The organism is Phycisphaeraceae bacterium, assembly GCA_040222855.1.
In the GTDB taxonomy this organism is placed as follows: Bacteria; Planctomycetota; Phycisphaerae; order Phycisphaerales; family Phycisphaeraceae; genus Mucisphaera.
The window spans coordinates 425,011-438,096 of record JAVKCD010000019.1 but is presented as its reverse complement, the minus strand read 5'-3'; the positions used below and the strand labels follow the sequence as shown (position 1 = coordinate 438,096).

The following is a 13,086-nucleotide window of genomic DNA, read 5'->3' as shown; positions in this document are numbered from 1 at the left end:
CGGTTTGTGGGCAAAGTCTCATCGAGGCGTTTCCGCCTCGATGAGTGAGTGTTTCGTAAGGGTCAGCGACGGCGACCAATGGCGAGGGCGCCGAGGCCGAGGAGGCTGATAGCGGCCGGCTCGGGGATGGTCGTGGTCGAGCCGAAGTTAGAGGCGAGGAGTGAGAGGTCGATCAGGTCGACGATGGTGTCGGTGTTGAAGTTTCCGCCAGCCCAACCGGCGGTTCCGCCAAAGTTGGAGGCGAGGGCGGAGAGGTCGATGAGGTCGACGTTGCCGTCGAGGTTGGCGTCGCCGAGGAAGGTCCCGAAGAGGACGGTGACCCACTCGTTGAGGTCATCCGCGTCGATGGTGCCGGAGCTGTCGGCGTCGAAGTCGAGGTCAGTGGACCCGGCGCGGATGGCGGCGGTGAGGAGGTTGATGTCGGGCTCGTCGAGGATTCCTGAGTCGTCGTAGTCGCCGAAGAGACCTTCGCCGCCGGTGTCGAGGTCGAAGATGTGGATGATGCCACGGCCGAACTCGAGGATGGCCAGTGATTGAGTCACCGGGTCGTAGGAGAAGTCGTAGATGGGGTCCTGAACGCCGGGTGTCAGGTCACCGGCCCCGCCATCGACGAGGAAGTTGAACTGGACATCGACGGCATTGCCACTGGGATCAACCGCCTTCACAGCATCAGCAAAGCTCAGGTGCAGAGGCGTGAACTCACTCACTGAGTTCACATCGCGGTAGCGGCTGTTATAGAGGACGAAGTCATCGGAGATATCGGATTCTTCACCCATCACGACGTACTCGAGGTTCTGGCCGACAAAGAAGTCGCCCTGGGGCTCGCCGAGGTCGATGCGGGTGACCGAGGAGACGGTCCCAGCCGAGTCGCGGACGCCACGATCGAGGAAGTTGTTGTGGCGGATGTAGATGTCGCCATTGGGTCCGAAGTCGAGTTCGCGGTTGGTTTCGAAGACTTCGCCGGGATCGGTGACCGGCGGATCGCCCGGAAAAGCTGCGGGGTCTTGGTTGCCAGCCTGCACGACACCATCGGCAAGCGTATCGATGAGGTCGCCGGTGATTGGGTCGTGGAGACCACGTCCGAGCGTGAAGCCAACGCCGAATGAGATCCAAGCTGCGCCAGCACCTGCTCCGCCGAAGCCGGGGTCGAATGCTACGCCTCGGCCAGACTGTTCATTGCTGCCCGCTCCGACCTGGCTCGGTGAGCTTGTCGAGACATCCCAGATACTGAAGGGGGGCGTAGAGCCAGCACCTTCGTACCCTGCGATGAGGCGGTCGCCTTGGATATCGATGTCGTTGAAACCAATGAAGGCGCTGCCTTGGACCTTGGCAAAGGGTGTGCCGTATGTTCCCGCTGTTAGATTGACGGCTGCTCCGGCGTTGGTCACTTCAACGATGCCGGTGTTAGCGGTCTGCCCGCCAAGTCCAGCATTCTCGATGCCTGCGATGTACGCGGTGCTTCCGTCCCAAGCGACGGTAATGGGGCGCCCCACATAGATCGAGGGGTCGGCGGGGATCAATCCGATAAACGGGTTGCCGGAATTAACAAGGGCTCCTGCGGCGCTGACCTCGATGGCCGTTCGCTGGTTGAACGTGACTTGCGCGAGGGCGGGTGTGGCGGTGAGGGCCACGGCGAGCAGGGCTGATGTCTTGCGTGCTTTCATCTCAAACCTCCTGGGAAGAAAAAGCGGGGGACGGGGTCATGGGTTTCGGTACTCTTGGCCCGGTGACTGTGGGCGGGAATCAGTTGAGCAAACGAGAGCATGGGGCGGCGGGTTGAGCGCCAGCCCAAAGGATACTTATATAAGCTACCACCGGTTGCGGGTAAAAGCCAGAGAAAATCGTGGTGGTGTTTTGTTCGCGTTAAGTCTTTCAAGTCTTATACTGATCAGCACTTAGCAACCAGTAAGCATAGCCTGTGTTTGAGGGGAGGCTAGAGGAATCGCCACGATTGGGTGGCGATTGGCGGGGGTTGTCGTTTGTGGGGTAGCTGGGTGGGGTTAACCCTGAGAGGGTGCGTTGGCTGCGGAGTCTCGGGCGATGAGGTGGGTTCGCAGGACGGTGTCGGCGACGGTGGGGGTGGCCCCGCCATCGAGGAGTCGGACCATGGTGTCGACGGCGACACGGCCGAGGTCGACGAGGGGCTGGTGGATGGTGGTGAGTCGTGGGGAGAGGTGTTCGGCGGAGGGGGGGTCATCGACGGCGACGACGGAGAGTTGCTCGGGGACGGCGAGTCCGGCGCGGGCGGCGACTTCGTAGAGGTCGAGAGCGAGGTAGTAGCCGGCGGCGAAGACGGCGGTGGGCCGGTCCTCAGCGTTGAGCATGTCGGTGAGGCGTGATTTTTCGTCGGCGGAGAGCCGCCAGGAGTCGGCTTCGAGGAGGAGGGTGTTGTCGGTGTCGATGTCGAGGCGTTGACAGATTTCCTCGAATCCGCGGCGTCGGTCGCGGGTGTCGGAGAGGTCGGTCATTCCGCCTATGTAGCCGATGCGGGTGTGTCCCAGGTGGTGGAGGTATTCGACGGCCTGGCGGCTGACGTCGTGGTTGTCGATGCCGACGGAGGCGATGGAAGAGACGGCGGACTTGGCGCCGATGACGAGCAGGGGGGCTCTGCCGTCGATTTCTGAGGTGAGTCGTCGGACTTGTTCTTCCTGTGGGTTGATGAGGAGAAAGCCCTTGCAGTTGGGGGGTTGGCGGGTTCCCCAGGGGAGGATGGTGGGTTCGATGAGGCAGTCGTCGGCGCGTTGGCGGATGCCTTCGAGGATTTGCGAGTGGTAGAAATCGGCGATGGAGGCCTGTTCGGAGAAGAGGACGCCGATGCGTCGGAGCTGCCGGGGTCGATCTTTTCGGTCGATGACGAAGGTTCCGCGTCCCTGTCGGCGGTCGAGGATGCCGATGGTGACGAGGTCCTGGAGGGCGCGGTGGGCGGTGACGAGGGAGACGGAGAGTTGCTGGCTGAGCTCTTTGGTGGAGGGGATGCGTTCACCGGCTTTGAAGACCCCGGAGTCGATCGCGGCGATGACGGCCTCTTTGACGGTTTCGTAGAGGGGTCGGCCTTGTTGGGGCTTGACGGGTTTGAGTTGGGCTTCTTCGTTCAAGCTCGGTCTCGATCGGGGGTCAGGGTGTGTTGTTGCGGGGCAGGATGCGGACGCCCAGGTGGTTGGCCACGGCGCGCCAGCCTTTGGCGTCACTGGGGAGGTTGGTGACGGGCGGCTCATCGGTTCCGAGCCATGCGGCACGGTCAAAGTAGAAGGAGGAGGAGCCGCCGCCATCTAGGTTAACGGCATCGATGGCACCTGCGTCGATCATGATGTCGGCGAGTTCGGGGAGGGTAACGCCTACGGACCAGCCTTCGCGGCGTCCGTCGATGACGGCGAGGATAAGGGTGGAGCCGGAGGCATCGACGCCGGCGGCGGTGCGTGGGTGTCGGTTGGTGGGCTGTACGCGTGCCGTGTGGCCGGTGTTTTGTCCGTTGGTTACGAGGAGGGTGCCGAGTTGGTTGGAAGATGTTTCGGACCCGCCTACGCCAGCGACGGCGTCTTCGATGAAGGGGAGTTGAGCGGGTCCGAGGTTGGCGATGATGACTTTGCTGTCATGGGTGAAGGCGATGGCGGGGTCGGGTCCGTTGTCGGAGATTCGAGGGGGCGAGACGACGGTGCCTTCTGAGACGGAGAGGCCAATGAGATCGGTTCCGCCTTCTTTGAGGAAGCCGTAGAAGTTGGCGTTGGTGGCGAGGATGAGGTTGTTGTTCTGGGCCCAGGTGTTGGTCGGGAGGTTGGAGGCTTCGGCGGCGGGGTTGCCGGGGTGATCTTCGGGGAGAGGGGCGGTAACGGTGACATCGAGTGCGGGGTCGGAGAGGTCGATCCAGGCGAGGTAACCGCGGATGGGGCCGTCGGGGGTTTGTGCTGAGTAAGGGGAGACCCGTATCGAATCGGTTTTGGGTTCGGGGATGGGCTCGGGGGCGGGTTGGACGACGGGGGCTTGTTGACAGCCAGCGGTGATCAGCAGGGTGATCGCCAAGGTGGTCAGGCTCAGGATGCTTGTCGTCGTGCCCATCGCGCCTCGGTTGATCGGATATTGCGAGCCCGCGGCTGGTGCGGGCGGAAGCCTTGGGTCAGTTTAGCGATTCCCGGGGGAGGGGCGCGTGATCGGGGGGGGGTTGGGGTGGGTCAGAGGTCGAGGCGGTGCTGGTGGATGGCCCGGAAGATCGAGGCAAAGGCCTGCTTGGTGTTGCGGTGGGCGTCCTTGAGGGTGCCCTCGTGGTACATGGCGAAGGCGTAGTCGGCTTGTCGGTTGACATCGTGGATGTAGCCGAGTTCGAGGACGGAGCCGGAGCCGGGCCACCAGCCGGGTTTGTTGAGGACGATGAAGGGGGGGCGTGCGGGCTCGCTGGCGGTGACTTCGGCGAGGCCATCGGCGACGTAGCAGTGGTTGGTCAGCGCGAGCCAGTTGGCGAAGTGGTTGAAGAAGCGGGTCTGGCGTGTGGTTCCGGCGAGGGTGGCGGCGGCGAGTCGGGTCAGGTCATCGGTGGTGTACCAGTTGGACTTGCCTTTACCGCCTGAGGTGGGCTGGGTGTGGATCGGGGGGTCGGGGGCGTCGAAGGGTGGGCGCGCTTCGAGGGTCTGGGTGTGCCGACCGTTGTTGTAGACCTTGATCTCGCGGCTGTGGGTGTAGGTGGGGCGTCTGAAGTGTCGGCGGACGACAGAGTCGTGGATGCCCCAGCGTTGCATGGCCTGGTGGGTCTCGCGGGTGCCGACGAGTTCGTGAAGAGTGCAGAAGCCGGTGTTGGAGGAGAGGATGATGGTGGAGGCCATGAGGCGGCGGAGGGAGAGGGCGGGGTCGTCGCCTATCTGGATGACGGTGTCGAGGCCCCAGCCATGTTGGTCAATGAGTCCGAGAGTGAGGGCGACGGTGGCCCACTTGATGGACGAGGCGGGGTAGAAGCCGAGGCGGCCGGTGTCGCGCCAGCGGGTGGTGCGGAGTTGGCCGTCGGGTGTGATGCGCGCGAGGGTGAGGGCTGAGCCTACGGGGAGATCGACGAGGTCATCGATGGAGACGTTGGCGTTGACGAGCTCGACGGGTTGGGCGACATCGGGGAGGTCGAGCCACGGTGCTTCTGGGTTGCGCGGGCTGGTCATTGTTCGTCGGGCTCCGCTGGCGGTTCGTAGCGGGGTCGTCCGATGGGGGTGACGCCTGTCATGATGGTTCCGTCGTCTTCGGCGATGAAGGCGAGGCCGAAGCGTTGAGGGTAGTTGTGCTGTTTGTGGTAGTTGGCGTGGTGGATACTGATGGTTCGGGCTTCGAGGTCGCCATCGGGTAACAGGAGGCTGGCGGTGAGTTGTTTGGTTTCGGGGTCGAAGGTGTGGGGGATGGGGGTGCCATCGACGAGGACGCGGATGGTGGTGGAGAGGGTGCGTTGTCGGTCGGAGCCCCACCAGCCGGGCATGCCGTCGTCGAGGGTGGTGGTGATGGTCATCTCGTTGTCTTCGGCGGTGGCGACGGGGGTGGATTGGGTGGGTTGCCCGCTGTAGGCATGGTCGACGAGGCCGAGGTAGATGCCGTAGGCGGCTTTGAGGTTGTAGTTCGCGTCGCGGAGTCGTTGTTCTTCGGTGGGGTTGGAGAAGAAGGAGAGTTCGGTGAGGATGGCGGGGACGCGGGAGTATCGGAGGACGGCGAAGCCGGCGTTGTACATGAGCTGGTCGGAGAGGAGGGGAGAAGTAAGCCCGACTTCAGAGGTGCGCATGGTGCGGAAGGTGTTGAAAGCGATGTGTCGGGCGAGGTCGAGTTCGACTTCGGCCCAATCGACGTGTCCGTGGTACCAGATGGAGGTGAAGTTGGCGTCGGGTCTTGAGCTGGCGTTGTGGTGGATGGAGAGGAAGAGGTCGGCACCGAGGGTTCCGTCGGGTCGTTCGATGGTGTTGGCGAGGTCGGCGCGTCGCTGGAGGGTTCCGTCCATGGAGTCGTCGGCGATGTCGGAGCGTTCGGTTTCGCGGGTCATGTGAACGATGACGCCGGCTTGCTCGAGGAGTTCGCGGAGCAGGAGGCTGGTGCGGAGGTTCATCTCGGCTTCGCGGACGCCGGTCGGCCCGCGTTTGTAGCCGGCGCGGTCGGCGGCCCCGCCATGGCCGGGGTCGAGGACGATGACCATGCCTTCGAGGTATTTCTCAGCGGGGTGACGCGGGAAGTTGAGGTGTTCGCCATCGGGTGACCATTCTTCGCGGTGTTGGAGGCGGGCCATGGCCTCTTCGAGGGGCGCGGGTTGCCAGCCGGGCTCGCCGAAGGCAGGGGGTGCTGTGACCGCAGGTGGTGTCGGGTTTTCGGGCTGAGTCTGGCAGGCGACCGTGCCGATGATGGCGACGAGGATCAAGGCGAGGAGGGTGAGTGCTGTTTTGACGGCGGGCATGGGTGGTCTCACTTGGGGCTGGGTCTTACATAAGACTTGGGCTACACTCTAACCGTCTTAGCTTATCGATCCACGGTCTTATCTGGAGATCTCGCGATGCGTTCGATGATGAAATGGACTGTTGGGGGTGTTGTCGGCCTGGTGCTGTCGATGGGGAGTGGGTCGCTGGCGGCCCCGCCTGAGCTGCGGGGGACATGGATGACGACGACGGCGAACGAGGCGATCGCGAATCCGGCGAACACGGCGGAGAGCATGAAGCGGCTCCGGGCGATCGGGCTCAACACCGTGTACGTCGAGACGTGGAAGAACGGGTACACGCAGTACCCGTCGCAGGTCTTGATGGACACGATCGGCGTGGATCGTCGGCCGGCGCTGATGCCGGCGGACCCGAGCGATCCACCCGAGCGGATTCGGGAGGCGGGGCGTGACTTGTTGCAGGAGACGCTGATCGAGGCGCACCGGAATCAGTTGATCTACATCGCGTGGTTCGAGTACGGCTTCATGGCGGCGTACAAGGACACGAACAATCATCTCCGGCGGAGGAAGCCGGAGTGGTTGACGCAGACCAGAGATGGGGAGCTGGTGTCGGATCAGAACCCGTTTGTGTGGATGAACCCGCTGCACCCCGAGGTGCGTGATTTCTTGATGGCGATCATGCTGGAGGCGGTGGACAACTACGACCTCGATGGGGTGCAACTGGATGACCGGATCGCGTGGCCGGTGACGATGGGTTACGACCCGTACACGGTCGAGCAGTACAAGCTGGAGCACAATGGCGCGAAGCCGCCTGCGGATGCGCGGGACCCGGACTGGGTGCGTTGGCGTGCGGAGAAGGTGGGCGATTTCGCCGAGCGGTTCTATAAAGAACTCAAGCAGAAGCGCCCGCACCTGATCGTGTCGATCAGCCCCGCGATCTATCCCTGGAGTCTGGAGAACTACGCGTGCGATTGGCGGACGTGGTCACGGCGGGGGTGGATGGACGAGTATCTCCCGCAGATTTACCGGTTCAACTACGAGACGTACCTGCGGGACTGGCCGGCGCAGATGGATGCGGCGGGCCCTAATCGGTTGATGGACCTGGTGTCGGGGATCCGGGTGGTGGGTGAAGGGGATGACACGACGTGGCCCGAGATGGTGCAGAAGATGACGCTGCCTCGCGAGACGGGCGCGGGCGGGCACTGCCACTGGTTTAGCCGAGGCGTGCTGGACGTGTATGAGCAGGAGCTGACGGCGTTTTACGATGTGGCGAATCAGGGTCACGCGCCGCATCCGAAGCTGGGGACGACGTGGCGTCCTGCACCGATCGAAGCCGTGGCGGATGAGGTCGACCTGAATGCCTGGTCGGTGACGGTGGAGCAGCCGGGGCAATACCGGGTGATCGCGCATGATGGTGAGACGTGGGGTGTGGTCAAGAGCCGGTTCTTCTATGCCGGTGAGCACCGGCTCGTGATCAAGGACGCGGCGAAGGTGGAGTTGCTGGTGGATCGGCGGTAGGGGCTTTATCCCTTTGTCTTCTGCCAAGCCAATTGAGATACCCTTGAAAAGCAAGGCACGAAATATAGGCCGAACCCATCATGAAGTTGAGCAAGCCTAGCGCGGCCCAAAGACTCCAGACAACCGGATGAATGTAAAGGCTTGAGAAATCTCCGGGCCTAACATCTTCCGCTGGTGTCTGTAATATGGGTATGACCATAACGATGCCGCAAATCCCCAGATAGAACATAAGACAGTGGACTGCCAGCCGGTGGCGTTTGAAGTCATTCTGAGCCATGGCGTCATGCTACAGGCGGGTCCAACTCACTCCGAATCTTGTTCCCATAGATCCCCGGCGATGATCCCGGGATGGTGACGGCGTTGCAGTGTTTTTCGTAGAAGCCGGTGGGGCCTGCGCCACCGATGATGGCGTAGGCGTAGCCCTCGTGCCAGAGGGCCCAGAGGGCAGCAAGGAGCAGGGCTTTGCCAATGCCGCGGCCCTGAGCGGTGTCGAGGACAGCGGTGGGGCCGAAGTAGCTCTTTCGGGTGACGTCGTAGCAGGCGAAGCCGATGACGGACTCGTTCTCGACAGCGATGAAGCAGCTGATGGGGTTGCGGGTGAAGGCGACATCGCTCTCGTCGGCCCAGCCGGGGTGGAACTCTTCTTTGGCGAAGCGCAGGACGTGGCGTTTTTCGTGAGCAGAGGCTCGACGGACCATGACACCCGCCGCGCGGAGGTCTTCGAGGAGTTTCTCGTGCGGGGGGAGTTCGTAGAGTTTGACGAGCATGTCGGGCATGGCTGTCGGGTTCCGTGGCCGCCGGGCTTCCGCCCGAGGCTCGTTTCGTCGTGCTGCTTTATTCAGGCAGGTCCATGACGACTTTGGGGCTGCTGATGCCCAGGTCGTCGACGGTGAAGACAACGATGGCCTGGACGCCCTGATTGGGGACGCCTTGGGCGACGGCGCCTTCGGGGAGTGGGATGGTGATGGCGCGTTGTGATGCGGGGATGATCTGGTAGCCCCAGGTCTCGCCGCGCTTGATCTGGACGACCCAGTTGCGGATGCCTTGGAGAGACTTGGCGTCAAGAATCACGCGGGCACCTCGTGGGCTGATGCCAGCGAGGCGAGGAGTCGGGGCGGCGGGCTGGTCATCGGCGAGCCACGGGGAAGCGGGCACGAGGGCAGGTTGGGCGTAGACGCCTTTCATGGCCTTGTCCTGGAATCCGCCGAGGTCGTTGATGATGGACTTGGCGGAGAAGTGGACGTGCCCGTTGGTGCCGTCGATGTGGCGGATCCACTCGATTTGATAGAGAACCTCGTTGTCGTCAAACTGCCGTTCGGTTTTGTAGGTTCCGAGGCCGGGCCAGATGTTGCGGCCCTTGGGGTTCTGCTGGGTCCACCAGGTGAGCAGCGCGACGAAGGATTGCTGGGGCTTGGCGATTTCCCAGTAGAGCTGAGGCGTGTAGTAGTCGACCCAGCCTTCGACGATCCACTTTTTGGCGTCGGCGTAGAGGCCTTCGTACTGGTTGAAGCCCTGGACCTGTGCGGGGTAACCGGGCTTCCAGATGCCGAAGGGGGAGATACCGAAGCGGACGCGGGGGGCTTTGTCCTTGAGCTGGGTGTAGAAGCGTTCGATGAAGTCGTCGACAGCGGCGCGGCGGAAGTCGCTGATGGACATGGTTCCGCCAGCGGCCTGATAGGCGGCGTAGCTGTCAGCGTCGGGGAAGTCGACCACGTTGCCGTCGTCATCGCGGATCTGATAGGGGTAGAAGTAGTCGTCGATATGGATGCCGTCGACGTTGTATCGGGTGGCGACGTCGAGGAAGACGTCGAGGGAGCGTTGCTTGACCTGTTCCTCGGCGGGGTTCATCCAGCGGTGGCTGCCGTAGACGGGGGCGAGGTCGGGGTTGGTTTTGACGATGTGGTCGTCGGCGATCTCGCCCTTGTGAGAGGGGTGATCGGCGCGGTAGGGGTTGAACCAGGCGTGTAGTTCCATCCCGCGTTGGTGGGCCTCGTCGATGGCGAACTCGAGGGGGTCGTAGAAGGGTTCGGGCGCCTTGCCCTGCTCGCCGGTGAGGTAGTAGGACCACGGCTCGAACTTCGAGGCGTAGAGGGCATCAGCGTGGGGCCGGACCTGGAAGATGATGGCATTCATGTTGAGTTTCTTGAAGAGGTCGAGCTGTTCGATCAGCTCGGCTTTCTGCTGCTCAACGGGCAGGCCGGGTGCAGAGGGCCAGTCGATGTTGGCGACGGTGGCGATCCAGACGGCGCGGAACTCGCGGGGGACCTCGGGGATGACCAGCTCGGCGGCCGGTTCTGAGGCGGCATCGTTGCGATCGGTTTGCGAGACCGCAGAGGTCGTGCAGCCAAGCGGCAGGCTGATGATGGCGAGGAAGGCGGCGATCGAAGTGAGGGCACGCATGGAAGACCTCCGTATGGTTCTAGAACAGTTGTAAGTCTGCGGCAGAGTACCAGACTGGCACACCCGGTCCTAAGTGCGGTTCGACAAGGGACTCGAAGGTCTCGATGATGGCCGGAGCGTCCGAGGAACGCGTACGGATGATCCCTTATCTGGCTAGTTTTTTGCCGGCGGCCCAGCCGCTGATGACCCGCCCGAGCTATCAGCGTGAGCTGATGACCTCGACGACGCTGCCGATTGCGGTATCGATGGTCGAGGGCGGGGTGATCGGGGTGCTGGCGACCAAGGCGTTTGATGCGCCGCCGGTGATGTTCGCGGCGATCCAGGCGGCGCCGATGTTCGCGAATCTCACGAGTGTGGTCTGGGCGGTGCTGGCTCGAGGGCGGTCGAAGGTACCGTTTATCACCCTGCTGATGGTGGCGACGCTGGGGTGTATCGCGGGGATTGCGCTGTTGCCGGTTGGGGCTGAGGGGGCGCTGGCGTTGACGCTGCTGGTGATCGCAGCGCGGTGTCTCCTGGCGGGGATCGTGACGCTGCGGAGCGTGGTCTGGCGGAACAACTACCCCCGGCAGTCGCGTGGTCAGATCACCGGGCGGTTGACGGTGCTGGTGAGTCTGATCATGGCGGTGGCCCCGATGGTGGGCTACACGTTTCTGGATCAGAATCCGGAGAACTTCCGGCTGCTCTATCCGAGCGCCGCGGTGCTCGCGATCGCAGGGGTCTTCGCGTTTTCTAGGGTCCGGTTGCGTGGCGAACGTTCGCTGTTGGCCTACGAGAACCGGGTCGATGCCTATCCGCAGCCCAAAGGTGAGACGGGCGCGATCTATGAGTATCAGAAGAACGGCGAGCGCGATGACACGTTCTGGTCGGTGCTGCGGAATGACCCAGAGTTTCGGACGTACATGTTCTGGCAGTTCATCGCGGGGATGTCGATGATGTCGGGTGAGGCGGCAGTGATTTATGCGATCGCGGAGATGACCGCCGGGCGTGACAACGAATACTTGCTCTCGGTGCTGCTCTCGACGTCGATCCCGCTGTTGCTAACCGTGGTGACGATGCCCTACTGGGCGGGGTTTCTCGACAGCGTGCACATCGCGCGGTTCCGATCACGCCAGGGATGGTTCTGGACCGGCGCGCAGATCTTCAATCTGCTCGGGGCGGTGATGGGGTCGATCACGCTGATTGCTGTAGCACGCGTTGTGATCGGCATGACTCGGGCTGGCGGGACGCTGGCCTGGAATCTTGGACACAACGACTTCGCCGACCGTCGTTTGGTGTCGATCTACATGGGGATTCACGTCACATTGACCGGCGTGCGGGGCGCGACCGCGCCATTCATCGGTGTGCTGCTCTACACCGGCTGGGGTGAGATCCGGTTGCCAGCGGGCCTGAGCCTGCCGGGGTTCGCGGGCATGGGTGGTTGGTACTTCGCGATCTCGTTGGCGCTGGCGTGCGTCGCCTGGGCAGGGTTTGCACGGATGGCGCATCGTGTTGGCGATCGGCCCGCCGAGAAGCCGTGAATCAGGTGGCCGAGACGACGAAGATCGACGCGAGGATGAGCAGCAGGCCGAGCGCGGCGATGTCAGTGCAGGTGGTGAGGAAGATCGAGGAGGCGGTCGCGGGATCGACGCCGAAGCGCTTGAGCATGATGGGGATCAGCGCCCCGGAGAGCCCGCTGAGCAGGCAGCTCCCGACCATGGCGGTGAGGACGACGAGGGCGAGGACGACCGGGCTCTGCTCGGCACCGGCGAGGATGGCGTAGCCGAACATCACGAGACCGGCGACGACGCCGACGAACAGGCCGTTGAGCGTGCCAAGGATCATCTCTTTTCGCAGGACACGCATCGTCATGCCAGGCTTGAGGTCGCCCAGGGTGATCGCGCGGATCACGACAGCGAGCGCCTGGGCACCAGTGTTGCCAGCTTGTCCAGCGAGGACGGGGAGAAATGCGGCAAGCACGACGACCTGGGCGATGGTGCCTTCAAAGAGACTCACGACGGCGCCAGCGATGAAGGCGGTGAGCAGGTTGACCTGGAGCCAGGCGTGGCGGAGTCGCAGGCTGGTGAGGATGCTGGTGGTGAGCTTCTCTTCCTTGCCGACGCCGACGGATGAACCGAGCTGTGCCGAGATGGCCATTTTCTGGTTCTCGAACATCGATTGCCCGCGGACTTCGCCGACGAGGACGCCGTCGTCGCTGACGACGGGATAGACCGGCAGGTGCATGCGGACGAGTTCGTCGAGGGTGTCCTCCATGCGCTGGGAGGCGGGGACGGCGTAGGGCTTGCTGATCATGATCGAGCTGATGCTGGCCGCTCGGTCAGCGAAGAGCAGCTCGCGCATGGTGACGACGCCGAGGAGTTTGCGGTTTTCATCCACGACGTAGGCGTAGGTGATGAAGAACTCTTTGACGAGACCGCGGAGTTGTTCGACGGCGTCGCCGATGGTGATGCCTTGCTGGAAGACGGCGAAGGCGGGGCGCATGACCCGGCCGATGGTGCCGCGGGCGTAGGTGGCGTTGCGTTGCCACTGCTCGCCGACGGCGGCGGGGGCGGCACGGGCGATGGTGTCACGGTCGTTGACGCTCAACTCATCGAGGATCGGAGCGGCGACGGAGGGGTTGATGGTCTGCAGCGCCTTGGCGGCGTCGGCGGGGTCATTGAGAAGAAGGAGGCCGGCGCCCTCGTGGGGCGTGACGTGGGGCAGTGCTTCGCACAACTCTTCGACGTTCTGCGGGAACGATGCGACCCGGGGTGTGCTGGGTTTGATGCTCTCAGTTTTGCTCATGCTCGGCCTAG

10 protein-coding genes are annotated in these 13,086 nt (G+C 63.3%); 2 read left to right on the top strand and 8 right to left on the bottom strand.

Features of this window, described 5'->3' with window-relative positions; genetic code table 11:
- Nucleotides 1-62 precede the first annotated feature (62 nt).
- From RIG82_07115 to RIG82_07095, 5 genes are all read right to left on the bottom strand, one after another.
- The gene (locus tag RIG82_07115; GenBank protein ID MEQ9460703.1) at nt 63-1,664 is read right to left on the bottom strand and encodes a hypothetical protein; all 1,602 of its coding nucleotides are present in this window, start codon (nt 1,662-1,664) and stop codon (nt 63-65) included.
- A gap of 336 nt (nt 1,665-2,000) precedes the next feature.
- Nucleotides 2,001-3,095 carry a GntR family transcriptional regulator gene (locus RIG82_07110; protein MEQ9460702.1) on the bottom strand — a complete coding sequence of 365 codons (1,095 nt, stop codon included), beginning with the start codon at nt 3,093-3,095 and terminating at the stop codon, nt 2,001-2,003.
- Between the two features lie 19 nt (nt 3,096-3,114).
- The gene (locus RIG82_07105; GenBank protein ID MEQ9460701.1) at nt 3,115-4,053 is read right to left on the bottom strand and encodes a phosphodiester glycosidase family protein; all 939 of its coding nucleotides are present in this window, start codon (nt 4,051-4,053) and stop codon (nt 3,115-3,117) included.
- A 113-nt stretch (nt 4,054-4,166) separates the two neighbouring features.
- Nucleotides 4,167-5,135, bottom strand: a complete 969-nt coding sequence (locus RIG82_07100; protein MEQ9460700.1) for a serine hydrolase — start codon at nt 5,133-5,135, stop codon at nt 4,167-4,169.
- Entirely contained in the window at nt 5,132-6,400 is a 1,269-nt protein-coding gene (locus RIG82_07095) for an N-acetylmuramoyl-L-alanine amidase (GenBank protein ID MEQ9460699.1), read from the bottom strand. Before RIG82_07095 ends, RIG82_07100 begins: the two co-directional genes overlap by 4 nt.
- Nucleotides 6,401-6,496: 96 nt before the next feature.
- On the opposite strand from RIG82_07095, the gene RIG82_07090 reads away from it, so the two are divergent.
- Nucleotides 6,497-7,894: a family 10 glycosylhydrolase gene (locus RIG82_07090; protein ID MEQ9460698.1), complete on the top strand. Its 1,398-nt coding sequence runs from the start codon at nt 6,497-6,499 to the stop codon at nt 7,892-7,894.
- Nucleotides 7,895-8,175: 281 nt separating this feature from the next.
- Here RIG82_07090 and RIG82_07085 read toward each other — a convergent pair whose 3' ends face one another.
- Together RIG82_07085 and RIG82_07080 are read right to left on the bottom strand one after the other, a co-directional pair.
- Nucleotides 8,176-8,670, bottom strand: a complete 495-nt coding sequence (locus RIG82_07085; protein ID MEQ9460697.1) for a GNAT family N-acetyltransferase — start codon at nt 8,668-8,670, stop codon at nt 8,176-8,178.
- 58 nt (nt 8,671-8,728) lie between these two features.
- Nucleotides 8,729-10,294, bottom strand: coding sequence for a family 10 glycosylhydrolase (locus RIG82_07080; protein ID MEQ9460696.1), 1,566 nt, complete (start codon nt 10,292-10,294; stop codon nt 8,729-8,731).
- A gap of 107 nt (nt 10,295-10,401) precedes the next feature.
- Between RIG82_07080 and RIG82_07075 the strand changes: the two genes are divergently transcribed.
- Complete coding sequence (locus RIG82_07075; GenBank protein ID MEQ9460695.1) at nt 10,402-11,811, top strand: hypothetical protein; 1,410 nt, start codon at nt 10,402-10,404, stop codon at nt 11,809-11,811.
- A 1-nt stretch (nt 11,812) separates the two neighbouring features.
- Here the strand turns inward: RIG82_07075 and RIG82_07070 are convergent, their stop codons facing one another.
- Nucleotides 11,813-13,075 carry a magnesium transporter gene (locus RIG82_07070; protein MEQ9460694.1) on the bottom strand — a complete coding sequence of 421 codons (1,263 nt, stop codon included), beginning with the start codon at nt 13,073-13,075 and terminating at the stop codon, nt 11,813-11,815.
- Nucleotides 13,076-13,086: the final 11 nt, after the last annotated feature.